General features: G+C 48.8%; 11 protein-coding genes. 2 read left to right on the top strand and 9 right to left on the bottom strand.

What is annotated here, in order from left to right:
- Window positions 1-130: 130 nt before the first annotated feature.
- The gene (locus ACFVAD_RS15970; protein ID WP_204413068.1) at window positions 131-508 is read right to left on the bottom strand and encodes a response regulator; all 378 of its coding nucleotides are present in this window, start codon (window positions 506-508) and stop codon (window positions 131-133) included.
- 309 nt (window positions 509-817) lie between these two features.
- Between ACFVAD_RS15970 and ACFVAD_RS15965 the strand changes: the two genes are divergently transcribed.
- Window positions 818-1,375 carry a DUF2529 domain-containing protein gene (locus ACFVAD_RS15965; protein ID WP_386642108.1) on the top strand — a complete coding sequence of 186 codons (558 nt, stop codon included), beginning with the start codon at window positions 818-820 and terminating at the stop codon, window positions 1,373-1,375.
- 62 nt (window positions 1,376-1,437) lie between these two features.
- Window positions 1,438-1,986 carry a GNAT family N-acetyltransferase gene (locus tag ACFVAD_RS15960; RefSeq protein ID WP_386642106.1) on the top strand — a complete coding sequence of 183 codons (549 nt, stop codon included), beginning with the start codon at window positions 1,438-1,440 and terminating at the stop codon, window positions 1,984-1,986.
- Between the two features lie 30 nt (window positions 1,987-2,016).
- Here the strand turns inward: ACFVAD_RS15960 and ACFVAD_RS15955 are convergent, their stop codons facing one another.
- The 8 genes from ACFVAD_RS15955 to ACFVAD_RS15920 all read right to left on the bottom strand — a co-directional run bounded on the left by ACFVAD_RS15955 (window position 2,017) and on the right by ACFVAD_RS15920 (window position 13,462).
- A complete protein-coding gene (locus ACFVAD_RS15955; protein WP_386642103.1) occupies window positions 2,017-3,633 on the bottom strand; it encodes a CTP synthase in 1,617 nt (538 codons plus the stop codon).
- Window positions 3,634-4,217: 584 nt separating this feature from the next.
- The gene (rpoE, locus tag ACFVAD_RS15950; RefSeq protein ID WP_386642100.1) at window positions 4,218-4,796 is read right to left on the bottom strand and encodes a DNA-directed RNA polymerase subunit delta; all 579 of its coding nucleotides are present in this window, start codon (window positions 4,794-4,796) and stop codon (window positions 4,218-4,220) included.
- 391 nt (window positions 4,797-5,187) lie between these two features.
- Window positions 5,188-8,433, bottom strand: coding sequence for a fused isobutyryl-CoA mutase/GTPase IcmF (gene icmF, locus ACFVAD_RS15945; RefSeq protein ID WP_386642097.1), 3,246 nt, complete (start codon window positions 8,431-8,433; stop codon window positions 5,188-5,190).
- Window positions 8,411-9,067: a TetR/AcrR family transcriptional regulator gene (locus ACFVAD_RS15940; protein ID WP_386642095.1), complete on the bottom strand. Its 657-nt coding sequence runs from the start codon at window positions 9,065-9,067 to the stop codon at window positions 8,411-8,413. Before ACFVAD_RS15940 ends, icmF begins: the two co-directional genes overlap by 23 nt.
- A 16-nt stretch (window positions 9,068-9,083) precedes the next feature.
- On the bottom strand, window positions 9,084-10,223 hold the full coding sequence (locus ACFVAD_RS15935) for an acyl-CoA dehydrogenase (protein ID WP_386642092.1): 1,140 nt from the start codon (window positions 10,221-10,223) through the stop codon (window positions 9,084-9,086).
- 20 nt (window positions 10,224-10,243) lie between these two features.
- Complete coding sequence (locus tag ACFVAD_RS15930) at window positions 10,244-11,380, bottom strand: acyl-CoA dehydrogenase (protein WP_386642090.1); 1,137 nt, start codon at window positions 11,378-11,380, stop codon at window positions 10,244-10,246.
- A 27-nt stretch (window positions 11,381-11,407) separates the two neighbouring features.
- Window positions 11,408-12,262 carry a 3-hydroxybutyryl-CoA dehydrogenase gene (locus tag ACFVAD_RS15925; RefSeq protein WP_386642087.1) on the bottom strand — a complete coding sequence of 285 codons (855 nt, stop codon included), beginning with the start codon at window positions 12,260-12,262 and terminating at the stop codon, window positions 11,408-11,410.
- Window positions 12,263-12,283: 21 nt separating this feature from the next.
- On the bottom strand, window positions 12,284-13,462 hold the full coding sequence (locus tag ACFVAD_RS15920; protein ID WP_386642084.1) for an acetyl-CoA C-acetyltransferase: 1,179 nt from the start codon (window positions 13,460-13,462) through the stop codon (window positions 12,284-12,286).
- Window positions 13,463-13,676 lie beyond the last annotated feature (214 nt).

Here is a 13,676-nt window from a genome sequence, read left to right as displayed (position 1 = left end):
AACTTGTCGGAAGATATTATCCAGTACCTAGCATACCAACTCTGAAAGAAAACTACAACTACCGAACATTCCCCTTTTTCGTTGTAAGCGGTAACACTCTCAATGTTTTAATTTTCAGTCACAAACCCGATTATTTTTCGGTAGATTGCGGCATATTTTTTCTAACGGCATCCCGTATTTCATCAATATCAAAAGGCTTCGCAAAGTGCGTGATGGCACCCAGATCCTTGGACTCCTGGATCATGTCCAGTTCTCCATACGCTGTCATAATGATCACTTGTATATCTGCATTGATAGCCTTCAGCCTCTTCAAGATTTCAATTCCATCCATTCCAGGAATTTTCATGTCCAGCAAGACCAAGTCAGGTGAATGCTTTTCTACGATATCTAACGCTTGATAACCATTTGCAGCCTGGAACGTCTGGTACCCTTCCTTCTGAAATACTTCATTTAACAAAATGCGTATCCCATACTGGTCATCCACAATCAGCAATTTTTGACCCATCATTCCACCTCATTCCTAGAAAATAGTAAATCCGTTTCCACCCATCAACCTATTTCTACTATAATAGACTTATTTCCTGCTTTTCCCCAACAATAATTTTTAATCTCGACTACATATTAACTTATATCGGATTGTATTTTAACTATTAATGTGGGATTTTAATAACTTCCATCATGGGGAATAATAAAAAAATATTTTTATGGGGCCACTTTTTTTACTTTTTTCACTTTTTTCACTTTTGGGGGCCAGACCCCGACAGGAATTTCCCCACTTGTGTCATACTGCAGGTAGTAAGTATAGGAGGTTGTTTTTATGTTGAAGATTTTTACGACGCAGCTTCAGGGTGTGTTCGGCAGGATTGCGGGTAATGAGGATTTTTCGTTTGAGGATGGTGCGCGGTTGCTTGCACAGGCTGCGGTCGGTGATGGACGTATATACATACATGGGGTGAAGGAAATGAAGGCGGTGGAGTTCGAAGCGACCGAGGGAGCGGAGCCGCTGCCAAAGGCAACACGTCTTTCGGACCTGGACAGCTATCATGATCTTACCGATACAGACCGTGCGTTGATTGTGTCACGCTTTTCTACGGATGAGGAGGCAATCGAGACTGCGAAGGCTTTAAAGGAGCTTGGGATCGAGATTGTCGGCATTTCCACTTTGATGGCAGGCGGAACGGAGGGAAATGGGTCCGATACCGAAACGCTGGATTCCATTGCGGATGTCCATATCGACATGAAGCTGAAAAAGCCGCTTATTCCCGGCGATGATGGAGAACGTTTCGGATTCCCGAGCAGCATGACGGCTCTATATGTCTATTTTGGTCTAGCTTTTACCATCAAAGAAATTCTGGATGAACAGGACGAGCTTTAGAGGAAAAGCTTCCCCGAGTATCGAAACATTTTTCGTACAACATTTTGGGAGGTTGGGATTCTTTGAATAAGACGATACCCTATGAGGTTAAAAAAGCAACCACCGCGGATAGTGCCGCAATCATAAAAATTTTGAAAGATCGCGCGTCCTTACTGAAGGAACAAGGTTCAACGCAGTGGAACTTTCTTTTGACAGGGCTTGAGGATGAAGAGATCGTCCGTAATGTGGAGGCCGGGTTATTTTACAAGGTGGTCGATTTAGCTGACAGCCATATAGTTGCCACGTTCCTTCTTTCACGTGATCAGGATGAGTGGGATGTGAACCTGTGGGGCAAGGATGATGGCAATGGTGGGACCATCGTCTATTTGCATAAGCTTGCCGTGTCTGTTGATAGGATAGGGGCGAATCTCGGGGATTTTGTGATGCACTGGATCAAGGATCAGGCCAAGTCCCTGCAGGTGGACACGATCCGTCTGGACTGTGTCGCCTACAGCTCTTACCTTCGTCCCTTTTACGAAAAGCATGGATTCATACTGAAAAAAGAAGTTCATGACCATTATCTGTTTGAATGGCATGTACAACAAAAAGAAGGAGAAGCCGTTCCCAATTGAGACGGCTTCTCCTTTTTTCTATCAAAAAGATTAAGCTAACACTGTAGTGTTCTTGATTGCCGCTTCCACAAAGTCACGGAATAACGGCTGCGGACGGTTAGGTCGAGACGTAAACTCCGGATGGAATTGGGATGCAAGGAACCAAGGGTGGTCTTTGATCTCAATCACTTCAACCAGACGGCCGTCCGGGCTAGTACCGGAGAAGGTGAATCCTGCTTCTTCCATCTGCTGGCGGTACTGATTGTTGAACTCATAGCGGTGACGGTGACGCTCGTATACTACGCCCTCGTTATATGCCGCTTGTGCTAGGGAGCCGTCGTTCAATTTACATGGATACAGGCCAAGACGAAGTGTACCGCCTAGATCCTCAATATCCTTCTGCTCCGGCAATAGGTCAATGATCGGGAATGGAGTTTCCGGGTTCAACTCAGCAGAGTGCGCCCCTTCCATTCCTAGAACATTACGTGCAAATTCTACAGAAGCAAGCTGCATGCCCAGGCAAATACCGAAGAATGGCACTTTGTTGACACGAGCATAGCGGATCGCTTCGATTTTACCTTCCACACCACGGTCTCCGAATCCACCAGGAACCAGGATACCGTCTGCGTTTTGAAGAAGCTCGTCCACATTTTCAGCTGTCACGTTCTCAGCATTGATCCAGTTGATTTTTACATCTGTATCAAACTGGTAGCCTGCATGGCGAAGCGCTTCTGCCACAGAAAGGTACGCATCCTGAAGCTCGACATATTTACCGACCAACGCGATGGTTGTTTTATTTGAAAGATTTTTCACCTTGTCTACAAGCTTTGTCCACTCCGTCATGTCCGCTTGAGGAGCTGCTGCATCAAGCTTCAAATGTTCGCAAACGATGTTGTCCATGTTTTGCGCCTGATACGCCAATGGAACCTCATATAGCGTTTCCGCATCGATGGACTCGATCACTGCTTTCTCATCGATATCACAGAATAATGCAATCTTGTCCTTCATGTCTTGGGAGATCGGCATTTCGGAACGCAATACGATGATGTTCGGCTGAATTCCCAAACCGCGAAGTTCTTTTACACTGTGCTGAGTCGGCTTTGTTTTCAGCTCACCTGCAACACGGATGTAAGGAACAAGCGTACAGTGGATGTACATGACATTATCGCGACCGATATCACTCTTGATCTGACGGATTGCTTCCAAGTATGGCAAGGACTCGATGTCCCCTACTGTTCCACCGATTTCCGTGATGACAACATCGGCATTCGTTTCTTTGCCGGCACGGAACACACGCTCTTTGATTTCATTCGTGATATGTGGAATAACCTGTACTGTTCCACCCAAGTAATCTCCACGACGCTCTTTTTTCAAGACCGTGGAATAGATTTTCCCAGTAGTCACGTTGCTGAATTTGTTCAGGTTGATGTCGATGAAACGCTCATAGTGACCTAGGTCCAAATCCGTTTCTGCGCCATCATCCGTAACGAATACTTCCCCATGCTGATACGGGCTCATTGTACCCGGGTCCACGTTAATGTATGGATCGAATTTCTGGATCGTCACACTCAATCCTCTGTTTTTCAATAATCTTCCTAAAGATGCTGCTGTGATCCCTTTACCTAGAGATGACACAACCCCACCTGTTACAAAAATATACTTTGTCATGCTGTCTCCCCCTCGATTAAATGTATTTTACTGATATTTACATAACTACTTTGATTCTTGAGAGGCATTTAATGTTTTTATCATTAGTCAAAAGCACGAAAATCATTTACTAAAAAATGAAGCTGTTCCTAAAAGGGTTTAGGTACAGCATGGAATTTCCGTCTTCAGTTTTTGACCAATAAAATAAAAAAACGCTCCTCCTGCCAGTGTTTCTGGCAAAGGGAGCGTGTATCTGATATACCCGAATCATTCATGTCCTTTTAAAAGGAGCCCAAAAAAGATTCTACTTAGTTTGAGGGGAAAAGTCAAGGAGGATTTTTTGATGGGGGTGGCCATTTTGTGATTGGCGAATTTTGACGAAACATGACGTTGGTGCATAAATCTTCATTTCCGTGCGCAAATATCTTAAAGTGAATCATAAAATTCCATTTCCGTGCGCAAATCATCAATTGTGGTGCATAAAAGTGAATTTCCGTGCGAAAAAGCAACCCCCCCTCCTTTTCGTCCAGGCAAAATAATAAACAGGCAGGGAAACGGTGCGTTCCTGCCTGTTTTCATTTTAAGGTCTTTTTATATTGAGGTTGTTACAGCTTTTCCTCTTCATCTTCATCAAATTCTTCTTCGTCTTCTTCCTCATCTTCTTCAAGGTCGTATTCCTCGTCTTCGATAAGGTCCTCTTCGAATTCTTCGTCGTCATCGTCGTCCGCATCATCTTCATCGACGTCGTCAAAGTCTTCCTCTTCGGCTTCATCCTCTTCGTAGTCGTCAAGGTCGTCGAACTCGAGCTCTTCTTCATCCAGCTCCTCGAACTCGTCCGCATCAAGATCGTCATCGTCGGATGCTTTCTTCGCCTTCTTCTTCTTCGTTTTAACCTGAGGAGTAGTTTCCTCTTCTATTTGATCATAAGGATACCATGCACGAAGTCCCCATTGGTTTTCTCCAATACAAATAAAACGGCCGTCCACGTTTAAGTCTGTGTAGAATTGTGATAGTTTGCTGCGAAGATCTTCATCTGTAAAGCCTGTAAGCTTCTTAATCTCCGTAAGTAGTTCTCCAAATGTCACAGATTGCTTCTGGTCTTGGAATAATGCGTACGTGATTTCGATAAGCGACATTTCTTTTACTTCTTCTGCCGTTAAGTGGTTTAATGCCAATGTCTGCACATCCTTTCTGTATATGTAAAAGGTCTATAATATTAAAGATTTCTAGAAAAATCCATACCATTCATTATAAACAAATCCTTTATGTTTAATCCAGTATAAATTAATTCTTTGGGGAAATTTTTGATGTTGTGTTGTTAGGCAACCTGGAAAATAAGGTGTCCACATTGAACACCCTGTGGGTTTCCGCTCCAGGGGTTCGCTTTCCGCGGGCGGTCCGGGAGCCTCCTCGGCTTCGCCTGTGGGGTCTCCCATTGACACGCTTCTCCCGCAGGAGTCTCACCCCTTGCGCTGAAACCAACAGGGGAGAGTGTAATAATATTGCTGATGCTTACTAACAAAAACCTACATAAAAGGACAGGAAACTTTTATTCCTGCCCTTCTTTAATACCTACTACATATTCCTTCTAAACTGCCCGCCCACTTCGTAAAGCGCGGTTGTAATCTGGCCTAGGCTCGCCACTTTTACTGTCTCCATCAGTTCTTCGAAGATGTTTTCTCCGTTGATGGCTACTTGTTTGAGGCGGTTCAGGGCTTCTTCTACTTTGTCTGAGTTGCGGTCCTGGAAGGCGCGCAGGTTTTTGATTTGTGTTTCTTTTTCCTCTTCCGTGGAACGGGCCAGTTCGATGTCGTTGAGCTCGTCTTCGGATGGAGGGTTTGGATTCTGGTATGTGTTCACGCCGATGATTGGCAATTCGCCGGTGTGCTTTTTCATTTCGTAGTACATGGATTCGTCCTGGATCTTGCCGCGTTGGTATTGTGTTTCCATCGCGCCGAGGACGCCGCCGCGGTCGTTCAGGCGTTCGAATTCCTGGAGCACCGCTTCCTCTACTAGATCTGTCAGCTCTTCCACAATGAACGATCCTTGCAGCGGATTTTCGTTTTTCGCGAGGCCATGCTCTTTTGTGATGATCATCTGGATGGCCATCGCGCGGCGGACGGATTCCTCTGTCGGTGTCGTGATTGCTTCATCGTAGGCATTCGTGTGAAGCGAGTTGCAGTTGTCCTGCAATGCCATCAAAGCCTGAAGTGTCGTACGGATATCATTGAAGTCGATTTCCTGTGCGTGCAGGGATCGGCCGGATGTCTGGATATGATACTTCAGTTTTTGGCTGCGCTCATTGGCCTTGTATTTATTTTTCATGACGGTTGCCCAGATACGGCGAGCGACACGGCCAATCACGGTGTACTCTGCATCCAGCCCGTTGCTGAAGAAGAACGACAGGTTCGGTGCAAAGTCATTGATGTTCATACCGCGGCTCAAATAGTACTCGACATAGGTGAAGCCGTTTGCCAGAGTGAACGCCAATTGCGTGATCGGATTCGCACCGGCTTCGGCAATATGATAGCCGGAGATCGATACGGAATAATAGTTTCGCACCTTTTTATCGATAAAGTACTGCTGGATGTCGCCCATCACGCGAAGCGCAAATTCGGTTGAGAAGATGCAGGTGTTCTGGCCCTGGTCCTCTTTTAAAATGTCTGCCTGTACGGTTCCGCGCACCGTTTGCAACGTCACCGCACGAACCTCGGCAAACTCCTCCACTGTCAAGACGCGGCCAAGCTCTTCCTCGCGCTTCTGAACCTGCTGGTCGATGGCCGTGTTCATGAACATTGCCAGGATGACCGGTGCCGGTCCGTTGATTGTCATAGATACCGATGTGCTTGGTGCACACAGGTCAAAGCCTGCATAAAGCTTTTTCATATCATCAAGTGTACAAATGCTTACTCCGCTGTTCCCTACTTTTCCGTAGATGTCCGGACGTGGTGCAGGGTCTTCTCCATAAAGGGTAACCGAATCGAATGCGGTACTTAAGCGTTTTGCGTCGTCATCTTTACTTAAATAATGGAAACGGCGGTTGGTACGCTCAGGTGTGCCCTCTCCTGCGAACTGGCGCTTTGGATCCTCGCCTTCACGCTTGAACGGGAATACGCCGGCCGTGTAAGGGAATTCTCCTGGTACGTTCTCGCGGTAGACCCACTTTAGAATCTCCCCGTAGTCCATATATTTCGGAAGAACCACTTTTGGAATCGCAAGGCCCGATAAGCTCTTGGTCGTCAATTTCGTGATGATTTCCTTGTCGCGGATCACCGTGACAAACTGGTCGCCGCTGTACTTTTCTTTCTTTTCAGCCCAGCCTGCTAAAATCTTGCGGGAGTCGGCGGTCAGCTTTTCTTCGTATTCGTTGCGGATCGCCTGAAGCGCCTCGACCAGTTCCGCTTTATCTGTTGCTGCCTCCATCGCACCGTCTAGTTGGAACAGCTTGCGCGCCAGTTCCACCTGCTCTTGTGCTTCTTTATGGTAGTTGCGGACCGTGTCGCTGATTTCGCGCAGATAGTAGCGGCGGTCGTTCGGGATGATGATGTTCTGCTTTTCCACGTCCTTGGATGTAGGCAGATTCGTTGTATGGCTGGAGCCTGTTTTTTCATTGATCAGGTTAAGCAGCGCCGCGAAAAGCGTGTTGGTGCCCAAATCGTTGAACTGGCTCGCGATGGTGCCGAATACCGGCATTTCATCGAGCTCTTTATCCCATAAAAGACGGCTGCGCTGATACTGCTTCTGCACCTGGCGTTTTGCGTCCTCGGATCCCTTGCGCTCGTATTTGTTGATGACAATCAGGTCGGCATAGTCGATCATGTCGATTTTCTCAAGCTGGGACGGAGCACCGAACTCGCTTGTCATGACGTACATCGAGATGTCACAGATTTCCGTGATTCCTGCATCCCCTTGCCCGATACCGCTTGTTTCGACGATAATCAGGTCAAAGCCAGCCGCCTTCGTAACGGAGATCGCATCCTTGATTGCCAAGGACAATTCAGAGCGTGATCCGCGGGTTGCAAGGGAACGCATATAAACGCGTGGGTTGAATATCGCGTTCATGCGAATACGGTCCCCAAGCAGTGCGCCGCCGGTTTTCTGTTTTGTCGGGTCGATGGAAAGAATCGCGACCTTGTTGTCCGGTACTTCGTTGATGAAGCGGCGGATCAGTTCATCGGTCAACGAGCTTTTCCCTGCTCCCCCGGTTCCGGTGATCCCCAGGACCGGTACCGTTTTCTGCATTTCTTTTACCTTGCTTAAAGCAGCCTGTGCGGTTGCTGCCACTTCTTCGTTCGTTGTTACCTGAAGCTCGGCAAGCGTGATAAGCTTCGCAATTGTCTGGTGGTCATCTGCTGTCAGGCGCTCGACTTCATCGCCCAAACTCTTGGCTGTCACAAAATCGCAATCCTTCAGCATCGAATTGATCATGCCTTGAAGACCGTGCTCGCGGCCGTCCTCAGGTGAGAAGATTCGGGCGATTCCGTACTCATGCAGTTCCTTGATTTCACTCGGGATGATAACGCCACCGCCACCGCCGTAGATTTTTATATGGGAAGCACCTTTTTCTTTCAGCAGATCAAACATGTACTTGAAATACTCGACATGCCCGCCCTGGTAGGATGAAATCGCAATTCCTTGGACATCCTCCTGGATTGCGGCGTTGACGATCTCCTCCACCGAACGGTTATGGCCGAGGTGGATCACCTCTGCCCCGCTCGCCTGCAGAATGCGTCTCATGATGTTGATCGATGCATCGTGCCCATCGAATAGACTTGAAGCCGTGACAAATCGGATATGGTTAGTTGGACGATATACTTCCATGCTTCACGTTCTCCCCCTTTGTAAGTCCGTTTAATAACAGTTCAATCTGGCCTGAGATATAATCCTCGAGCTTGAAATGCTTATGCAGCACCCAGCGCCTGAAGCCCCACATCTGTCCCTGGACAAAGATGTTGTGGGCCATGAGCTGGATTTCCTGTTCCGGAAGCTTCATCCCCTCCGCCTCCATGCAGTTGCGGATCACCTGCTCGAACATCGCGACCATTTCAAGCTCTTTATTCAAAACATATGGCAAGGCATCCTTGGATAGCGATTTTGCCTCCTGATACATCACCAATACTTCATCCTGCATGTCATCCATTACACGAAAATAGAAGGAGATGGCAGCCTTCAAGCTTTCAAGATTGCCACGCTTCATATCAAGCTCCTCCTGAAGCCGCTCCCCCACCTGGTCATAGATGCGGTCGCATACAAGGTAGAGCACATCCTCCTTCGTGCGGATATATTCGTAAAGCGTACCGATGCTAAAGCCCGCTTCCTTGGCAATTTCACGGGTGGTTGTGCGGTGGAAGCCTTTTTCCTTAAATAGGCTCACCGCACCCTTGATCATCTGGTCGCGCCGTTTTTCAATCAGCTTTTCATCTTTGACGGATGCATGTACTTGACGTTTTTTCATCTATTATTCCACCTACTTACTTGGTAAGCATTCTGGAGATGACGAGACGTTGAATTTCTTGTGTTCCTTCATAGATTTGCGTGATTTTTGCATCCCTCATATAGCGCTCGACCGGATAGTCCTTCGTGTAGCCATAGCCGCCGAATACCTGGACCGCCTCGGTTGTCACCTTCATTGCCGTGTCTCCTGCAAAAAGCTTCGACATGGCGGACTCTTTTCCGTAGCTCAATCCTTCTGACTCGCGCCATGCAGCCTGATAGGTCAATAGTCTGGAAGCTTCAACCGATGTCGCCATGTCTGCCAGCTTGAAGCTTACGCCCTGTTGAGCGGCAATCGGCTTGCCGAACTGCACGCGCTCTTTTGCATAGCCAACCGCTGCATCCAAGGCACCTTGTGCAATCCCGACTGCTTGCGCGGCAATTCCGTTACGTCCGCCGTCAAGCGTCATCATTGCGATCTTGAAGCCTTCCCCTTCTGCACCGAGCATGTTCTCTACCGGCACACGGCAGTCTTCAAAAATGATTTCTGTTGTCGGTGAAGAGCGGATACCGAGTTTCTTTTCCTTTTTCCCGACGCTGAAGCCTTCAAAGCCGCTTTCAATGATGAATGCACTTGTACCCTTATGCTTGCTCGATGGGTCTGTTACCGCGAACACCACATAGATATCGGCAATGCCGCCATTTGTGATGAAAATTTTCGAACCGTTCAGCACATAATGATCGCCATCAAGCTTCGCAGTCGTTCTCATTCCGCCCGCATCAGATCCAGATCCCGGCTCAGTCAGGCCGTAGCCGCCGATGCTTGTTCCCTGCGCAAGTGGCACCAAGTATTTCTGCTTTTGCTCTTCTGTTCCGTATTTATAGATCGGCCAGCTCGCAAGTGACGTGTGAGCTGATAGTGTAACGCCGGTTGATGCACATACGCGGGAAAGCTCTTCTACCGCGATGCAATACGCCAGATAGTCACTGCCGATTCCGCCGTACTCTTCCGGAAAAGGAATACCTGTCAGTCCGAGGTCCGCCATCTTGCGGAAAATCTCCATGTCAAAGCGCTCTTCCTCGTCGCGCTCGGCTGCTGTAGGCTCCACTTCATTCTTGGCAAAATCGCGCACCATTTTACGAATCATTTCATGTTCTTCGCTAAGTAAAAAATTCATCTGTTCCATCCCCTTGTATGTTAATTTAGTAGGTGTTTTCCGATAACCAATCGCTGTATCTCACTTGTACCCTCGTAGATTTCACATACCTTCGCATCGCGGAAGAAGCGCTCGACCGGATAATCCTTCGTGTAGCCGTAGCCGCCATATACCTGGACTGCTTCGATTGCGACGTTCATTGCCGTCTGGGAAGCGAAAAGCTTTGCCATCGATGCTTCCTTGCCGCAAGGCTTGCCAAGTGCACGCAGGTTCGCCGCACGATAGGTCAACAGCTTTGCTCCCTCTACCGCAGTTGCCATATCAGCCAGCTTGAAGCCGACTCCCTGCTGAAGTGCGATCGGCTTGCCGAACTGCTCACGCTCTTTTGCATAGGCTGTTGCATGCTGCAGGGCCGCTTCTGCGATTCCGAGTGACTGCGCCGCAATCCCGATCCGGCCGACATCAAGATTGGCCATCGCAATTTTGAACCCTTCGCCTTCCTGACCAAGCAGGTTTTCTGCCGGCACCTTCGCATCTTCAAATGTCAGCTGCACCGTTTTGGAGCCATACAAGCCCATTTTGTGCTCGTCTTTTCCGATGATGAAGCCTGGAGTGTCCTTTTCCACGATGAATGCACTGATGCCCTTCGTTCCAAGCTCCGGATTGGTCGAGGCAAACACAATATACGTATCCGCTTCGCCGCCATTTGTGATGAACACCTTCGCTCCGTTCAGCACATAATGGCCATCCTTTTTGATCGCGCGCGTCTTCAAGCTTCCCGCATCCGATCCCGCACTTGGCTCAGTCAGGGCGAAAGCGCCAAGGTACTCTCCCGAAGCAAGCTTCGTGACGTATTTCTGCTTCTGTTCTTTTGTTCCAAAATAAAGGATCGGGTTTGTTCCGACACTCGTATGGACGGATAAAATGACGCCGACCGTCGCACTGACGCGGGACAACTCATTGATCGCAATGATGTAGGACGGAAAGTCCATGCCCGCTCCGCCGTACTCCTCAGGGATTGTCATGCCCATCAAGCCAAGGTGGGCCATCTTTTTCAGAATCTCCCTCGGGAACTCGCCGTCCTCCATTTTTTCCACAAACGGGGCGATTTCCGTTTCTGCAAAATCGCGCACCATTTTCCGTACCATTTCCTGCTCTTCCGTGAATCTCAAGTTCATTCTGCTCGACCCCTTTCATGCTGTCCTTTAAGTCTCGTATGTGTAGAATCCGCGTCCTGTCTTACGTCCGAGCCAGCCTGCTTTTACATATTTTCGAAGCAATGGGCATGGGCGATATTTGTCATCGCCGAAGCCTTCGTGTAAGGTTTCCATAATGTATAGGCAAGTATCGAGTCCGATAAAATCAGCCAATGTCAACGGCCCCATCGGATGGTTCATCCCAAGCTTCATCACTTCATCGATCGCTTCCGGTGTTGCCACCCCTTCATATACCGTGAAGATTGCTTCATTGATCATCGGCATGAGGACACGGTTGGACACGAATCCAGGGAAGTCATTGACCTCAACCGGCACCTTGGAAAGCTTTATCGTCATATCCTCGATCGCGCCATATACCTCATCCGCTGTTTGCAGTCCGCGAATGATTTCTACCAGCTTCATCACCGGTACCGGGTTCATAAAATGCATCCCTATCACTTTTTCCGGTCTGTTTGTCGCCGCGGCGATTTCCGTGATTGGCAAGGAGGATGTGTTGGTTGCTAAAATCGCATGCGCTGGAGCAAAAGTGTCCAATTGTGCGAAAATCTTTTTCTTGATGTCCATGTTCTCCACTGCCGCTTCGATGACGATATCGACATGCTTTGCGTCTTCAAGAGTGGTTGTCTGGGTCAATCTTCCAAGCACCTGCTCCTTCTCATCCGCCGTCATGCGTCCTTTGTCCACCGCTCTTGTCAGGTTTTTCGTGATGGATGCAAGCCCGCGATCCAGGAATTCCTGCTTCAAATCGTTCATATATACATGGAAGCCAGCCATCGCACAAACCTGCGCAATGCCAGATCCCATTTGCCCTGCCCCGATTACCATTACCTTTTGAATTGTCATGTTTGTAGTCCCCCTTCAGTTTTAAACTTGAATCAAGATTGCATCGCCCTGGCCGCCGCCTGAGCAGATTGACGCGATACCAAGCCCGCCGCCACGGCGCTTCAGCTCATGGATCAGGGATACGATGATGCGTGCCCCACTTGCTCCGATCGGGTGGCCAAGTGCCACCGCCCCACCGTTTACATTCACCTTTTCCAGATCCAGTCCGGCAAGATTGGCAGATGCCAATGCCACTGCTGCAAAAGCTTCATTTATTTCAAAAAGATCGATCTCTTCCAGTGTTATACCTGTTTTCTTGAGAAGCTCGTTGATTACCAGTCCAGGCGTTTTGGGGAAATCCTTCGCTTCCACTGCGATGGATGCAGTACCGAGGATCGTTGCAATCGGCTGCTTGCCTTCCCTGTTAGCACGGTTCTCACTCATCAGGACAAGTGCGCTTGCGCCATCATTCACTCCTGGTGCGTTCCCGGCTGTGATGCTTCCGTCATGGTCGAATGCCGGTCTAAGGCTTGCCAGCTTTTCAATGGACGTGTCCTTACGCGGCGATTCGTCCTTGCTCACGACAACCGGCGCCCCTTTGCGCTGAGGAACTTCAACAGGCACGATTTCCTCTGCAAAAATGCCCTTTTCCATCGCTTCAATTGCACGCTGATGACTTCTGTATGCCCATGCATCCTGATCCGAGCGGGAGATTTCCATTTCTTTTGCGACACTGTTTCCGTATGTTCCCATGTGCACGCCAGTAAAGGTGCAGGTCAGTCCGTCATGCACCATCAGATCCTTCACGCTGCTGTCTCCCATGCGAAGCCCCCATCTTGCTTTTGGCAGGATGTATGGCGCATTGCTCATGGACTCCATTCCGCCTGCGACGATGACCTCTTCCTCACCCGAACGGATCAGTATATCGCCAAGCGCTACGCTTCTCATCCCTGATGCACATACTTTGTTGATGGTCTCTGTTTTGACTTCCCAAGGAAGCCCCGCTTTTTGGGCTGCTTGACGGGACGGAAGCTGACCCTGTCCGCCTTGAAGGACGGTTCCGAAAATCACTTCACCGACTGACGTGCCATCGACATTGGCTCTTTTTAGTGCTTCTTTAATTGCGACAGCTCCCAAGTCCACTGCAGTCAAGGAGCTTAATCCCCCGGCAAACTTTCCGATTGGCGTACGTACTCCACTGACGATCACTGTTTTTCCCATTTTTGTTCCTCCTCTATTTTTGTAAATCGAACCTGAATATTAGGTGACTCCGTTAAATACCCTGTTGATTTCCGTTCCAGGGGTTCGCTTATCCAGGGCGGCCTCGGGAGCCTCCTCGGCGCTGTGCGCCTGTGGGGTCTCCCTTGACACGCTGCTCCCGCAGGAGTCTCACCCCTTGCACTTCAATCAACAGGGGCGACCGCTGAGATTTGAC

This window comes from Sutcliffiella sp. NPDC057660 (assembly GCF_042800035.1).
Taxonomy (GTDB): Bacteria; Bacillota; Bacilli; order Bacillales; family Bacillaceae_I; genus Sutcliffiella_A.
This window is presented reverse-complemented; position numbering and strand designations above follow the sequence as displayed.

What these genes read in the sequence shown, in the direction of transcription:
- ACFVAD_RS15925 (WP_386642087.1), bottom strand. Translation starts at nt 12,262, where the DNA reads ATGACAATTCAAAAGGTAATGGTAATCGGGGCAGGGCAAATGGGATCT.
- ACFVAD_RS15965 (WP_386642108.1), top strand. Translation starts at nt 818, where the DNA reads ATGTTGAAGATTTTTACGACGCAGCTTCAGGGTGTGTTCGGCAGGATT.
- icmF (WP_386642097.1), bottom strand. Translation starts at nt 8,433, where the DNA reads ATGGAAGTATATCGTCCAACTAACCATATCCGATTTGTCACGGCTTCA.
- ACFVAD_RS15920 (WP_386642084.1), bottom strand. Translation starts at nt 13,462, where the DNA reads ATGGGAAAAACAGTGATCGTCAGTGGAGTACGTACGCCAATCGGAAAG.
- ACFVAD_RS15955 (WP_386642103.1), bottom strand. Translation starts at nt 3,633, where the DNA reads ATGACAAAGTATATTTTTGTAACAGGTGGGGTTGTGTCATCTCTAGGT.
- ACFVAD_RS15940 (WP_386642095.1), bottom strand. Translation starts at nt 9,067, where the DNA reads ATGAAAAAACGTCAAGTACATGCATCCGTCAAAGATGAAAAGCTGATT.
- ACFVAD_RS15930 (WP_386642090.1), bottom strand. Translation starts at nt 11,380, where the DNA reads ATGAACTTGAGATTCACGGAAGAGCAGGAAATGGTACGGAAAATGGTG.
- ACFVAD_RS15935 (WP_386642092.1), bottom strand. Translation starts at nt 10,223, where the DNA reads ATGAATTTTTTACTTAGCGAAGAACATGAAATGATTCGTAAAATGGTG.
- ACFVAD_RS15970 (WP_204413068.1), bottom strand. Translation starts at nt 508, where the DNA reads ATGATGGGTCAAAAATTGCTGATTGTGGATGACCAGTATGGGATACGC.